The organism is Tenacibaculum sp. MAR_2010_89, assembly GCF_900105985.1.
Classification (GTDB): domain Bacteria; phylum Bacteroidota; class Bacteroidia; order Flavobacteriales; family Flavobacteriaceae; genus Polaribacter; species Polaribacter halocynthiae.
Genome location: NZ_FNUB01000005.1, coordinates 2,854,574 through 2,869,265, shown reverse-complemented (window position 1 = coordinate 2,869,265; position 14,692 = coordinate 2,854,574). Strand labels below are relative to the sequence as shown.

The window sequence follows — 14,692 nt, the reverse complement described above, 5'->3', positions numbered from 1 at the left end:
TTATTACTACTTAATAGTCTGTATTAATATTCCTAGAATTCCAATACCCAAACATAAGGGAGAAAATATTTTAGAATCAGCTTTAGCAAATTCAGTACCTTTTATTTTTTTGAAAAATCCTACATAGTTAAATTCTCCAATTGCGCGAATTATAAAGATACAAGGAATAAACCAATATCCATATGCTATGACTATGTTTGGAAGTTCAATATTTATTAGTTCTGTTTTTACAAGATAAACAAAACCAAATAATATTAATACAACTGCTACTATAACAGTAGCAATTTTAGGAATAGCAACACTATTTAATTGATTATTTTTTGTAGGAATAACTTTAGTTACACCCCATGTACCTCCAAATAACCAATATATATGAAAACTCCCTAACACAATGAAGGTGAAAAATAAGATTAAAGAAAAAATTAGGGTTATCATAAACGAGAGATTTTAAAAATTTGGTTAAACTGTTTCTTATTGATTGATTCTGGCGTAAGCTTGATTATTTGATTACGAATACTAATTAAAAAAGGGTTTGATAAATGTGCTATTTTTCCAATCATCCAACTTTTTTTTACTACTTGATGAGCTTTTTTTATTCGTAATTTTTGAAATTTTTTAAAAGCAATGTCGTTTTGATATTTACTTAAGCATTCAGAAAGTATAAAAGCATCCTCTATTGCTTGGCAAGCTCCTTGTCCCATATTAGGGGTCATTGCATGCGCAGCATCTCCAATGAGGCATACGTTTTCTTTATACCACCGTTTAATCGGTTTTAAATCAGAAATTTCTGCTGTATGTATCTGTTTTTTGTTTGTAGAAGATATAATTTCTTGAATAATACTACTGTATAGGGAAAAGTGGTTTTTGATATTGTTGCTATTTATTTCCTCTTTATTTTTTTTAAAAGATTTTAGAGCATACCAGTATACTTTATTTTTAGCAATTTGTACAAAGCCAAACCTATTAGACTTTCCCCAGGCTTCGTTAAGTTCATTTTGATACTTTAGAGGTAAAGAATAATCTGTAATTCCTCTCCAACAAAATTGTTGAACATTTCTAATATTGGTTTTTGAAAATAATTGCTGTCTAACAATTGAGTTTAATCCATCTGCAGCAATTAGGGTTGAAGATTGAATAGTTTGCCCCGTTTTAAACTTTAAGGTATGGCCATTTGAATTTTTTGTTATTTTTTCTAACTTATAGTTTAATTTAAGAGAAGAAGAAGATAATTGATCAATTAAAATCTGCTGTAAAACAGCTCTGTGTATTGCAATATTTTTAACCCCAAATTTATGTTCAAATGCTGATAGATTTACTTTTGAAAGAGGGATTAAATCTGGTTTAGTAATATTTAGTGAAGAAATATGATTTCCTTTTTCTTCAATTATTTTGTGTAATCCAAGTGCTTTATAAACTTGCATTGCGTTATTCGCTAAAATAATGCCAGCACCTATAGGTTTAATGTTTTCTGTTTGTTCAAAAACTCTTGTTTTAAAGCCTTTTTGTTCTAAAGCTATTGCCATTGTTAACCCACCTATTCCAGCACCAATAATATCAATTGTTTTCATGGAATTAATCTTATTATTTTAAAGCAAATTTCAAATAATAAAATAAAATAGGCACTTAACTTTGGGTAATTAATGTTTAGAAATTTGATTTCTAATTCTGCTTAATGATTGTGGAGTAATACCTAAATAACTAGCAATATGTTTTAATGAATATTTTTGAAAAAAATCTGGGAACTCCTTTAAAAGAAGTAAATATCTTTCTTTAGGACTTAAAAATAAAAGTTGCTCAGTCCTTCGTTTACTATTAATAAAAATTTGCTCACTTATAATTCTACCAAATTTATTCCAATAAAAAGAATTGTTGTAAAGAGAATATAGTCCTTTATGATTTAAAAGAATCATTTCTCCTTTTTCAATAGCTTGTATCCATAAAGTTGAAGGTTTCTGACTAATAAAGCTTTCATAATCGGTTATGAATTCATTTTTTGAACGAAGTAATAAATTAGTTTCCATTAAATTATCATCTCTGAAATATGATCTTATAGATCCATTTTTAATAAAAATTATATGATTACAAATATTGGGAGGAGAAAGTAATATTTCATTTTCAGCAAAACTAACTACTGATAAATGTGGTTTTACTGCTTCCCAATCTTTATTTTCAATGGGTAAAATAATGTTTAATATATTTTTTAGTGCCTCGATTTTTTAATGTAATGACCGTTAATGCTAGTATAGTAATTGTGTTAAAAATACTGATTTCTCTATTAATTGATTGTTTTATTTACTTTTTTTAATTAAAAAAATAACTTCTTCAGATGTAGGTAGTATAAACTACTTTAAAAATTTAATTTTAGGATAATAAATAGTGATATTTTCATTATTAATTCTTAGAGTATTGAAAAGAATAAAACATAAATTAAAGAAATATAACACTCCAATAGAAATAAAAAATAATTTAAGAGTAAGGTTTTCTATAAGTGGCGTTTTTGACAAAATAAATAATAGAATAGGAAGGGAAAATAATACTATATTCCATGTTATTTCAAAGTTTATTAAATCTCTCCCTAGTGTATCAATATTTTTAACTTTTCCTTTTTTATTTGTAAATACAATAAAAGGCACTAAAATTCCAAGTAGTGGAAAAAACAGAAAAGTTAGGGCAGAGAGGTTTAAAAAAAGTAAACTTTTAGTATCTTTTTTTACACTCCAATCAATTAATTCGTCTGGAGTTACATGTAAAGCATTGGATAACCGTTTAAGCGTTTCTCCAGTTGGATTTGAGTTACTATTTTCAATTCTTTGTATTGTTCTTAAACTTAAACCAGATTCTTCAGCAAGTACTTCTTGAGACATACCTCTTTTATTTCTTAATTCTTTAATCTTTTCTGCTAGATGATTTTTATCCATTTTTATGTTTTTTGTTATGTTGCTTTTGCATAATAGCAATTGTAATTGCACCAAGTATGAAGCCAGGTATTAGCTGGATTAAAGAGCCATAAATTATTTGATTAAATAAAGCCTGCTCAAAACTATTAAAATATAATCCATAATGAGTTCCAATTTCCCATTTATTATCAACCCACCAAAGAATTGCAACGGGAATTCTTGATAAGGGTGAAAAAATAGTTAAACATAAAAGAAGTAATATAAAGGGGGTTTTAGTATCACTTAATTTTATTCCCCAGTAAATGGAAAATCCCAAGGTTAACCAGAGTAATCCTATAATGAAAATAATGTTTTCAGAAATACCTAACAGTTCTAAAATATAGCGAACAATGGTTACAAGTAGTGCAATTATTATTGGAGTTTTGATAATGCTTATAGCTTCATGTAATAGTGTTTTATGAAACTTAATTCTTTTATTATTCAATGTGTAAATGTTAAAAATATGAAGTACAAAAGTATAATGACATTACTATTTTTGGTCCCGCCATGAATGCGACATCTTTATGCAATTTATGCTTCATGCATAAAAAAAAGTAATTTAAATGAATAGGAGTGAGGGATTGATTAAATGTCTTTATTTTGTTATTTTGAGTATAGTTAAACTATCTTTTCACCTATAATACCAACAAGAAAACCTAATGTAGCTCCTAAAGAAGTCAAGTAATTTTTTTCTAGTTTACTTTCTGGTATGATATCTTGGACTAATAAATATAAAATTCCTCCACTAGCAAAAGTCATTAGATGTGCTGTTAATTTAGGAGAGTCAGTTAAAAGAAAGTATCCAATTAAAGCAGCGATGATTCCAAAAAAACTTAAAGCTAAAAATATAAAAAGTGTTTTTTTAGTGCTAAGTCCACTTAGCACTAGATCGCGGTAAGAATTAAAAGCTTCAGGCAAGTTTTGCAATCCAATAAATATAGCCAAAAGAGTTGCTGCACTAGAATCAATAGCAAATACAGCTCCTAAAGCAATTGATTCAGGGATGAAATCCATCATCATGGCCAACAGTGTAGCAGTTTTTCCTTCTTTTTTTGCTAAAAACTGATCTAAGCGCATAAAGAGAATTGCCCCAATAAGAAACGAGAAAGCCATTGGAACCAAGCTTAGTTCTTCCATACCTTTTGGAATTAAAACTAATGCTAAGGCAGACAAAATGATACCAGCTCCAAATGACATGAGTGTATGAGTGATTTCGTATTTTATTGGGCTTTCTTTAATATGATGATTAAAATAATTAGCCAAGAGTCCACCTACAAATACTGTAATACCAGCAAATCCAGAAAACAAAATAATAGATGTTAGCATACTTTTAAACTTAAATCTAACTTAAGTATGTAAATTACGTATTATTTTGTTATTGAAAAAAGATTAGATGTCAATTAGGTAAGGTTTTAAGTTTTATTACTTAGGGTTCAGTTTAAATGCTTAAGAGCTATTTCTGCAATCTTTCTTGTAACTTTTGTTGGAGAATTACAATCACAATTATTTAAACCGATAACATAAATACCTGATTCAGGTAAATATACTCCCATTGATTTAAAGCCAAAGATAAAACCTCCATGTTCATAAGAATTTTTATTACCTAAAGTTTTTATATTCCATCCATACCCATAGTTTGTTTTCTTACCATTTTTTAAACTATAATTAATGAAGGCTTTCTTTATTGTTTCTTTTTTTAAAAGCTTATTTTCTGTTAATGCATGTTGCCAAATATTTAAATCATTAACAGAGGATAGAAGTGCCCCTGCTGAATAGGATAGGGTATAACTAACAAACCTAGAGTTTTGATAATTTTGTTTAAGGTGGTATCCTGATGCTCTATTTTTAATAATGGTTCTATGGTTTCCATACGTAGAATTTTTCATGCCTAATCTTTTAAAAATATTTTTAGTAACAAACTCTTCATAAGTTAAACCTGATACTTTTTCAATTATATATCCTAGAATTACATAGCCTGAGTTGTTATATTTATAATACTCACCAGGATTAAAATCCATAGGTTCGTTTTTAAATAGATTAATAAGTTCTTCAGGAGATATATCATTTTTGTCTATACTATAAAGTTTTTTTAGAGAAGTATAACTTTTAATACCAGAAGTGTGATTTAATAAATGATGTATTGTGATTTTTTTTTGACGAGTAGGGTAGTCAGGTATATATTTAGTTATATCATCATTTAATTTTATTTTGCCCTGTTCTACTAGCATTAAAATCGAAATAGCCGTAAATTGTTTAGTTATAGAACCTATTTCAAAAACATTATTAGGACGCATAGGAACATTTAATTCAAGATTAGCAAGACCAAAAGCTTTATTATATATGATTTTCCCATTTTTTGAAACCAAAAAAGTAGCACCAGGAGCGTTTGTAGGATATTTTTTTTGCAATATACTATCGATAGTAGATTCTAAATTTTGAGCATAACTAATTGTTTGAAAATTTAAAAGGATAAAAGAAATAATTGCTAATAAATATTTTGAAAGAGATGTTCTTTTCATTTTTATGGTTTCTATATATTATTTTATGGTTGGACGCTAGGTGAAATATATAGGTTACAATAAGCTTAAAAAACTACCTTTTTTATATAAATAAAATAGTTATTATTAATACTCATCATTTGCTTTACAATAAAGCTAATGATGAGTATTAATATAGATATATTACTAATTTGGTAGTATTGCGGGTAATATATATTGAGCCATCATTTTATCAACATTAGAATGTGCATTTGGAGTGTTATATGCAGAAGAGGTAATTACAATAACATAAGGAATGTTCTTAAAAATAAAAATTTTATTTCCACCCCTACCATTAGCAAAAGAAACTTCATACTGTTTATTAGCAACTGTGTATGTTTTATTCCAGAAAAGATAACCATAATGTCTATTTTTTATACCTGCATTTGATTGAGATATTTGTTTAGACAAACTTTTATCTACCCATTTTTTTGTTAAAATCTGTTTACCTTTCCATTGACCATTATTTTTATATAACTGCCCATATTTAGCAAAATCAATGGCTCTTAATTGTATTCCACCAGCTGTGTTACCAACTTTTTGAGGAGTATATTGCCATTTATAATTAGTAATATTAAGAGGAGCGAATAGCTTTGTATCAGCAAAAGAAATTAATCCTTTAGGAACAGATTTATGTATAATATCACCCAAAATGATTACTCCAGCGGTAAAATATGTAAACTCTTGTCCTATTTTTTTATGTTTATGTAAGGGGAGATCAAGTGAAAATTTCAACCAGTTTTTTGTAGGATACATGTTTTCTTCATTTCCTGGACTACTATAATCGGTATCATCACCAAGAAAACTAGAACTCATAGTTAAAAGAGACTTTAATGTTATAGAATCTTTCTTTTGAGTATAATTTTTAAATAATTTTAATTGGTAAAACTCTTTTAAGAAAGCATATTCATTTTTAATATGTTTTTCATCAATAGCTATTCCTAGGAGTGTTGATGCAAATGATTTTCCTACTGATCTTGCGTCATGTAAACTATTTCTATTTTCTCCATTAAAATATTCTTCTATTAAAAGTTTATTATTTTTAATAACAACAATTCCATTTATATTTTCAAATCTTTTTTCAGCTATTTTCCTATTTAAAGCCTCTATTTTTTGATGGTTATATTTATCATTAGATAATTCCCAACCACTATTTGGTAGTATTTCTTGAACTGGTATTAAACGTTCATCTACTGTTATTTTTGCTACTTTTATAGCGATATTTCCTTGTGCTATAATTTTTCCAACTTTCACTTTTTTTTCTTTTATATAAGGTCTTATTTGAATGGATAAAGAATGATTACCTTCACTAAAATAATCTTGTCCGCCACCAATTTTCATAAATTTTAACCACATAAACCATCCCCAAAAATCAATTTGTTTTGGATATAGTAGCGGAATTAAAAATTTAAGTTGAGTTGTTTTACTTTTAATACTACCAGCACCTTTATTTAAGTTTTCAACATAAACTTTTTTACCATTTATTAAAAATGTGAATTGGAAATTTCCCTTATTTAATAATTGATTTTGCGTTAAGTTAGGAGCCAATGACTTCAAACTTTCAATAAGAGGCTTATTTAAGTTAAAATGAATGTTTAGAAATTCATCTTTATTTAAAATGAATTTATTAGAATAGTAATTTGGAGTGATTTTAACTTTTTGAAAATTAATTTTTGAAAAATTAATATTTTCAATTTCCTTTTTTTGTGCAAAACTAATTATAGTATTACAAAAGATTATAAGGTAAGTAAGAAAGATTAAATTGTATTTTAATTTCATTTTTTGAATATTAAATTATGTTATTCAACAAACTTACTATTCAAAGGAAGTACCAATAGCTCCAAATTATAGAATGGTACTCATTTTTTGTGCTTCAGGTGTATTTTTCAATGATTTTTTATATTGTAAGGGAGTAATACCTTTAATATTTTTAAATACTCTATTAAAAGTGGTTTTAGAGTTAAAGCCACATTCAAATGATAAGCCTAATAGAGTTATGTGGTCATATCTTTTATTTTGCATTTTTTCAATAATGGCGTTTACGCGATATTCATTTACAAAGTCTGAAAAGTTTTTACCTAAACCTTCGTTTATTACTTTAGATAAAATATTAGGATGCATGTTAAGGCTTTCTGCTAAAGACTTTAGTGTCAATTCTGAGTTAAGGTAAAAAAGATTTATTAGCATTTGTTCTTTTAACCAAGAAGCCTTTTTCATAATTTCTTCAGATGTTTTTTCTTTAATTGTGCTGTTTTCTTCAGAGTCATTTTTTTCTTTCTTAGCTTCAAGTAAAATTATTTCAGGTCTTAAAAAAGCTTCAACACTTATCCAAATAGTTATTACTGAAAGTAAAACATACATGGGATAATAATCATTAATGCCTAGCTGAAAATTAAATACTACATAGTCAATTATAGTATAAGGAACCCACAAAAACCAAAGAAGGGCAAATATTATAATTAACCTGTAAAGCCACTTTAATTTATAAGCATCATTATTACTATAGTTTTTATGCAGCCATGAATGATATTTTTTAATAGATTTTAAAGCAAAGAAAGAGTATGTGACAATGGAAATAATAGCAAATAACTGTAAAATAGGCATTAATTTAAGGTAAGTGTTTGTTTCAATACCAATAATATTATTTGAAAAAGCATCATAGCTTATAATTAAGTGAACAACTAATTCTAATAATAAAGGTAAAAAATGAAGAAAACTTTTTTTAGACAAAAGATGATTAAAATTGGTTATTCTTTTTACGTATAAATATAATAATGGACCAAGAGCTAGTGAAAAATTTAAAGGGATTATATAAAATAATGGGAAGTAATTTGTTATTTGAAAATCTAAACTTAATACCCAAATATTCCATAACACAATAATAAAGGTAACTAAACCAAGTAAAATATTAGCTTTTCTATTAATTCGTTTAGTAAAAATAAGTAACATTCCGAATGTTGTTCCTATAAAAACAGATGCAATTATGATTAGGTTAAATAAATTTAAATTGGATTCGCACATTGATTGTATTTTTAGTATGATAGAATCATCAGTACAGATTTAATTAAGACCTATAGATTCTAATTAACTATTAGACGAACTAACTTATAAAATGTAATTATAATAATCAAAAAAGTGCAAACTTTTTAATTTGCACTCTAACTACCACTAGAAATAACAGTAATTTTTCTTTATTGATTATTCAAAAGTATTAAACTAGGTATTTTTTATTCAATATATTTATCAATGTTTATTTTTCTACTTCTATGATTAGCTTCTTTTACTAATTGCAACATTTTGTCTAAACTTCTTCTGTTTAACAATTTTCCATTAGCAATTACTGTGTTAATTGATTTCGTGTTTTTTATATCTTCTAAAGGATTTTTATTTAAAAGAACCAAATCAGCGTCATAACCAATTTTAATTTTACCAGTATTACTTTTCATCCATTCAGCAGGAGCAACTGTTGCACTATGAAGAATTTTAGAGTTTGACATACCACATTTTTTTAATGATTCAAATTCATCATGTAAAGAGAATCCAGGTACTACACCAGTAACATTAGCATCTGTTCCAGCTGTTAAAATTACATTATGCCTTATTAATGCTTTAGCCATAATTTTAATTGCTTTAGCGTAGGTTTTCCAAAATATTTTTGATTTTTCACTAATTTTTGGATTTTTTTTAACTTCTATATCTTCATAAGCATTATTTCCAGGAAGCCAGCCTTTAGCTAGTCTTGACCCTTCAATTAAACCAGGGTTTGTATATTTAAGTTCAATGGTTTTAATAAAATTATTAAGTTCGAATTTTTGTTTTGGAAAACTTTCGGATACCCAAACTGTTGAAGAAACAACAATATTATTTTTTTTGAGGTTTATAGCTATTGAATCACTATTTTGATTAAGATATTTTAAATAAAGTTTAGGAGTATTGTAAACAACGCCAGTATAATCTTCCATAGTATTTTTAGTGATTTCTTCTATATGAGATAACTGTGATTGTCCAGAGGAATAAAAATGATTTAACCCAATAGAGTAACTTAAGTGGCCTATAGTTAGAATATTTTGTTTTTTCGCTTCATCAGTAATTGCATGGTGTATTTCTTTACTTAATGTACCATTAAGTTTAATTGCATCAAATCCTTGTTTTTTGAATTTTCGGACAGCTTTTCTAGCTTTTTTTTCTGTTGTGTAATTTAGTGGTTGATCAAAATAAAGTTCTTTTATTTTTCTAATAAAACCTTTTTTACTTCCTACTTTTCTTGTTGCTACATATATTTTAGGGCTTACAGCTCCATTTTGAGCTTCCTTTCGCCATTCTAAATGCCTTTTACTTCCGGTCATTTCACTTATGTAAGTAACACCATTAGCCAAATATAGAAGTAAATCATTTTTACTGTTTTTTAAATGTACGTGAGAGTCTATAAAACCAGGAATAAGGTATTTTCCTGTTCCGTTTATTATTTTGTATTGGTTTGTAATATTTATTCCTTTGGCAATGTTTAAGATCTTTCCGTTTTTAATTAAAACAGTTAAACTATCTAACATTTTTGAACTATCCGGAGATAATACACTTATATTTTTTATAGCTATTGGGTTGGATGAAATTTTAAAAATTGATGTGTCTACTAATTCTGTGTTTTTTCCAAGATGTTGGTTGATTTGTGATTTAATTCCAATACAAGATACAATGCTAATAGTAATTAAAATTAAAAAAATGACTAGTATCCATTTTTTGATTGATGTATAATTCATAATGTAAATATTTATTTATACAAAGGACAAAAAAGCTTTTCAATTCGTTACTTTTTTATTTAAAAAGGAACTCTCATAACCTGTTTTGAGAGTAAAAACTATAGTTTAGTATCATTTTTAAGTTCAATAAATTCTTTTGGAGATATTCCTGTATTTTTTTTGAAAATACGATAAAAGCTAGCTTCGGAATTAAAACCACATTCAAGAGCTATACCAAGAATTGACATTTTTTTGTAGTTTGAATCATTTAGTTTAGACTTAACTTCATTTATACGATAGTCGTTTATGAAGTCTCTAAAATTCATTTTATAATGTTGATTAATGGCCAACGATATACTTTTTTGAGAAATACCTAATAACTTTGATAGTTCGTAAATATTTAATTTAGGGTTTAAATAAATTTTATCTTTAAGCATTGCTTTTTGAAGATGATCTATCGTTTCTTCTAGTTTAATATTAGAGAGTGGTATAACTGATTTGTTTTGAGAAGTAATTTCATGTCTGCTGAACGTATAATTAGGCTGTAAGTATCCTTTTAATCCTAAATAATAAATTATAAAAGCTATAAAAAGAGTAAGTAGATTATAATGAATAATTGTTTTGTTTTTTAGATTGAAAAATATATCTAAAGTATGGTTTGTAAGTAAAAAAACACTAACTAAGATAGATAGTGAATAGATGTTTTGTAGCCACTTAAAATTTGGATATGTATTGTCTGATGTTGTATTACATAACCATTTTTTATAATCAGTAAGTTCTTTATAGCCATAAAATAGATAGAAAGGTAGAAAAGCCAATAGTAAATATTCTTCTAGTTGTTTTATATAGTTAAACTTGAAGTTTAGGGCAATTAAATCTTTTTCATAAAAATCGGGACTTAGTAAAGCATAAAAGTAAACAACAAAAGCATACGTTTGTGCCAAAGTGAAAGGGATAAAATGTATCCAATTTTTATTTTTAAAACGAAATTCTGGAGATATGAGAGATTTTATATAAAAATAAATTAAAGGAGATAATGCTAATTCTATTCCGTTAGGGAAAAATCGAAAAAAGGATGTATTCCATAAATTTAAAGTGTGTAGAAGAGGTTTAGTACTTAAAAAACAAAAAGATAATAAAGCAAAAGCTAAAAATTTATTACTGTTTTTATTTTTCTTAGTACTAAGTAATAATATGCTAGTAATGACTCCTTGAATAATTCCAATTAAAATAAGTAAATCAAATAAAGAGAATTGTGGTTGCAAATTGTTTTTTATAATTTTTGTGTAGTTTGATAAAAAGAAAACTTTTTATTTTTTTAATAATTATTGAATTTTTCTAAATGTTAAACTCATTCGTCCATTATTAGTATCTGATTAATTATTACATCTTTTCTCTATTAAGTCTTTTTTAGTGGGATTATATTTATTGTTTTTGACATAATAATTTTCAGATAATCCAGTATTATTAAAAAGTGTTGTAAGAGCACAAAAATTATTTAATATGGAGTTATCTTCAATAACTAAATCTTTACGAATAGATTTTAGAAGTTCTAAACCCTTTAAACTTTTCAGTTTATTGTTGTTGTATATTATTAATGTTCCATTTAGTGATTGTATTTTTGATAAAGCACTAATATCAACTAATGATGAGTTACCTCCACTTAAATTTTGTCCTTGACCAATAAATAAATCGTTATAAATAACTTTAAGGTTTGATAATCCATTAAGGTTTATAAGAGAGTTATTATTGTTTATTACAAGTTTTAGGACATGTGTTAAATCGCTTAAAGGTGATAAGTCAGATATATCTGTTGGAGGAGGAAGTGTTTCAGTAAGGCTGAATAGGTCTCCAATAACTAATGTTCCTTCAATTTTTGAATATTTATTACTACCTAATAGTTCCAAATCTTTTTGGGTTCTTACAATAATTTTATTATCTGTTGTAAAATTCCAAATAGGCGAGCTTGCTAAAACTTCTCCTTTTACTCCAATTGTTTCTACTCTCCAATAATAAGTTTTATTAATTTTCAAATTGGTATATTTCTTTTCTGTTGTTGTTAAATCAAATACTGTTTTAGGATTTTCAGAAGTGTCGAAATACATTCTATAAGTAGCATTTTTTGGAGTATTTTTTCCAGCTATAAAAAATATGCTTCCATTCATTACAGGGATTAGAGCTAGATTTGGATCGGGATTTGATGAATTAATTTTTTCGACAGGAAAAACTTCTAATTGCTCATTGTTGTTCTGACAAGAACAAAGAATAAGACAGATTATTACGATAAGATTGATTTTTTTCATTTGTTTTTTAATTATTGCCAATGTTACCTGTTGGCTTTTTATAATATTTTTGATTCAAATTCATTTTTTAGTAATACTGCATTCAAATGAATTTTATAGTCGTGCCATTGAGAACCACTATAATGTTCAGTATTATTAACTAACTTGATTAATTCTACTATTTTTTTAAATTCAATTTGAGTCGGTTTATCTATTAACCTAATCAGTTCATTAATTCCTTTTGAAGTCTCATATTCTTGAATAAATAGAGATTTAGCTTTGGAAACTTGCCTTAATAGCCGTTTGTAATAAGCTATTAAAACAAGCCTTTGCTATCGCGAAATCAAGATTAATATACGATGAAACTTACAGAAATACTTTGGTTAAAAATTAAACAAAAATTAGTTTTTTTTACCACAGTTCTTTGTTACAAGCTGGCTTTTATTCGTTCAGTTATCTCTTCAATTGTTCCAAGTCCATCAAAGGTCAGAACTTTAATTTTTGATTTCATATATTCAATTGCTGGTCTTGTCGAATTCTCAAAAACCTCAATTCTTTTAATGTGAATTTTAGGGTCTTTGTCATCTTTTCTGTTTGATGTTTCGGCTCTTTTTTCCGCTCGTTTTAAAAGTTCAGATTTCGGCACATCTATATTCAGCACTTTTCCAATACTCATTTGTTTTGAATTCACAAGTTCAATTAGGTCATTAACTTGTGGTTCAGTTCTTGGATAACCGTCTAATATAATTCCTCCTTTTGAACTGTTTTCGTCCAATATTTGACTGAAAAGGTCTTTCATAATCGAATCAGGAACTAAATCTCCTTTTTCTTCATATTCGGACATTATTTTTCCGATTTCGGTTTCATTTTGTTTTTCTAATCGGCATCTATCTCCTGTTGATATATGTTCAAAATTAAGTTGTGTTTTTAAAATTTCACATTGTGTTCCTTTCCCAGAATATGGTGGTCCTGTTATTATCAATATTTCCATTTATGTTGGTTTGTTCAGCTTGCTTGTAACGTTAAGTATAAGAAATCGTAGGGCAGGTGATAAGCACTATCGTTTCGGTTTATTACTTAGCTAAATATAAATATTTTGCTTTTATCTTTTTACTATAAACGCCAAATTTTATATTTAGCAACTTTGCAAATAAACACAGACCTTTCGATTAAGAACCAGAGCACTATGTTTTTTATACATTGTTACCTGCTGGCTTTTTTAATTTAGATATTCCAAAACCTCTTTTTCGAATGTCTTAAACGCTTGAAAAGGAAAATCAGAATTTCTGTTTTTATTATAGCTATTATCTTTTAAAAGTTCTGATATTTTCTTGAATTCGTAGTAAAACATAGTCGCTAATAATTTTTTCGAGATAGAAAATTTAAGAGCCTCCTCAAAGTCGTCAATAATTTCTCCGCAATCATTAGTGAATTGATCTACAGTAAATTCAATCATATTTTTTTCAGTTTCAACTTCTTTTAAGGTTATTCTTTCTCCACCAGGTTCTCCGTACCATTTAAATTCAGAGTTTTTCTGTCCGTTTATCATTCTAAGTATGCAATTCATACATTCTTCGATTGGATCTTCGTGAAAAATATGAGTGATAGACATTTCATAAGTTTTATCTTTTGTATTTATCCAGCAAGTACTCCATCCGTGTTCAGCTAAATAATATGATATATTTATGTCCATTCGCTAATCTATTTTTTATTCAATTGAGGCTTTGACTTGTTTTTCCAAGTCCGCTATCCCGTCAAATTTCTTTAAATCTAATTCTTTTCCAAGAGAGTTTAGTTCAGATGATAAGTCAAGAATTAATTCCAAAGGTTCTGCTTCAAATCCGAACATATTTTGGTCAAATTGGGTTCCAATTAAAAGTCCGTCATTTTCCATTCCAATACACCAGTTTTCCATAAATTCAGATAACCGTATTTCGGTCACTTGGTATTTTTTCCAACCGTCTTTAATACATGATTTTGCACGTGCTTTTTCAGCCCAAAAGCATATCATTCCAGCTGGTTCTCCATTCTCATCATCATAATGGACAGAACTTGAAGTTGCAAAACCTTTTTTGTTTTTTAGTCCATAGACTATTTCGGTTTCACATATTGTTTTTATAAACTTCTTATGTCTGTTTTTAACCGTTATATGATTTTGTAACATAGTTTAGTCAGCTGTCTAGTCCTGAAATATGGCTACA

15 protein-coding genes and 1 pseudogene are annotated in these 14,692 nt (G+C 27.1%); 1 reads left to right on the top strand and 15 read right to left on the bottom strand.

All coding sequences use genetic code 11. The annotated features are described in order from the left end of the window. Window positions 1–6: 6 nt before the first annotated feature. The 12 genes from BLV71_RS15970 to BLV71_RS15915 all read right to left on the bottom strand — a co-directional run bounded on the left by BLV71_RS15970 (window position 7) and on the right by BLV71_RS15915 (window position 12,512). The gene (locus BLV71_RS15970) at window positions 7–435 is read right to left on the bottom strand and encodes a DUF3995 domain-containing protein (protein ID WP_093871513.1); all 429 of its coding nucleotides are present in this window, start codon (window positions 433–435) and stop codon (window positions 7–9) included. Further along, window positions 432–1,568, bottom strand: a complete 1,137-nt coding sequence (locus BLV71_RS15965) for an FAD-dependent monooxygenase (RefSeq protein WP_093871512.1) — start codon at window positions 1,566–1,568, stop codon at window positions 432–434. Before BLV71_RS15965 ends, BLV71_RS15970 begins: the two co-directional genes overlap by 4 nt. A 69-nt stretch (window positions 1,569–1,637) precedes the next feature. After that, the gene (locus BLV71_RS15960) at window positions 1,638–2,021 is read right to left on the bottom strand and encodes a Crp/Fnr family transcriptional regulator (protein WP_093871511.1); all 384 of its coding nucleotides are present in this window, start codon (window positions 2,019–2,021) and stop codon (window positions 1,638–1,640) included. Window positions 2,022–2,342: 321 nt separating this feature from the next. Next, complete coding sequence (locus tag BLV71_RS15955; protein ID WP_093871510.1) at window positions 2,343–2,918, bottom strand: helix-turn-helix domain-containing protein; 576 nt, start codon at window positions 2,916–2,918, stop codon at window positions 2,343–2,345. Then, window positions 2,911–3,381 (bottom strand): hypothetical protein, encoded by a 471-nt coding sequence (locus tag BLV71_RS15950; protein ID WP_093871509.1) that lies wholly within the window; start codon window positions 3,379–3,381, stop codon window positions 2,911–2,913. Before BLV71_RS15950 ends, BLV71_RS15955 begins: the two co-directional genes overlap by 8 nt. A 173-nt stretch (window positions 3,382–3,554) precedes the next feature. Beyond that, complete coding sequence (locus BLV71_RS15945; RefSeq protein ID WP_093871508.1) at window positions 3,555–4,262, bottom strand: ZIP family metal transporter; 708 nt, start codon at window positions 4,260–4,262, stop codon at window positions 3,555–3,557. Between the two features lie 107 nt (window positions 4,263–4,369). Further along, window positions 4,370–5,455, bottom strand: a complete 1,086-nt coding sequence (locus tag BLV71_RS15940) for a serine hydrolase domain-containing protein (protein ID WP_093871507.1) — start codon at window positions 5,453–5,455, stop codon at window positions 4,370–4,372. A 165-nt stretch (window positions 5,456–5,620) separates the two neighbouring features. Continuing rightward, window positions 5,621–7,252, bottom strand: coding sequence for a serine hydrolase domain-containing protein (locus BLV71_RS15935; RefSeq protein ID WP_093871506.1), 1,632 nt, complete (start codon window positions 7,250–7,252; stop codon window positions 5,621–5,623). Between the two features lie 66 nt (window positions 7,253–7,318). After that, a complete protein-coding gene (locus BLV71_RS15930; protein ID WP_093871505.1) occupies window positions 7,319–8,494 on the bottom strand; it encodes a helix-turn-helix domain-containing protein in 1,176 nt (391 codons plus the stop codon). A gap of 206 nt (window positions 8,495–8,700) precedes the next feature. Further along, window positions 8,701–10,230, bottom strand: a complete 1,530-nt coding sequence (locus BLV71_RS15925; RefSeq protein WP_093871504.1) for an amidohydrolase family protein — start codon at window positions 10,228–10,230, stop codon at window positions 8,701–8,703. 98 nt (window positions 10,231–10,328) lie between these two features. Beyond that, window positions 10,329–11,474, bottom strand: coding sequence for a helix-turn-helix domain-containing protein (locus BLV71_RS15920; protein ID WP_093871503.1), 1,146 nt, complete (start codon window positions 11,472–11,474; stop codon window positions 10,329–10,331). 111 nt (window positions 11,475–11,585) lie between these two features. After that, window positions 11,586–12,512, bottom strand: a complete 927-nt coding sequence (locus BLV71_RS15915) for a hypothetical protein (RefSeq protein WP_143032803.1) — start codon at window positions 12,510–12,512, stop codon at window positions 11,586–11,588. A gap of 262 nt (window positions 12,513–12,774) precedes the next feature. On the opposite strand from BLV71_RS15915, the pseudogene BLV71_RS18940 reads away from it, so the two are divergent. Next, window positions 12,775–12,885: pseudogene (locus BLV71_RS18940) on the top strand (IS110 family transposase); the annotation flags it as partial. Between the two features lie 33 nt (window positions 12,886–12,918). Here BLV71_RS18940 and BLV71_RS15910 read toward each other — a convergent pair. From BLV71_RS15910 to BLV71_RS15900, 3 genes are all read right to left on the bottom strand, one after another. Further along, window positions 12,919–13,482, bottom strand: coding sequence for an adenylate kinase family protein (locus BLV71_RS15910; protein WP_093871501.1), 564 nt, complete (start codon window positions 13,480–13,482; stop codon window positions 12,919–12,921). Window positions 13,483–13,710: 228 nt separating this feature from the next. Further along, window positions 13,711–14,184, bottom strand: coding sequence for a hypothetical protein (locus BLV71_RS15905; protein WP_093871500.1), 474 nt, complete (start codon window positions 14,182–14,184; stop codon window positions 13,711–13,713). A 15-nt stretch (window positions 14,185–14,199) separates the two neighbouring features. Beyond that, entirely contained in the window at window positions 14,200–14,655 is a 456-nt protein-coding gene (locus tag BLV71_RS15900) for a DUF2750 domain-containing protein (RefSeq protein WP_093871499.1), read from the bottom strand. Window positions 14,656–14,692: the final 37 nt, after the last annotated feature.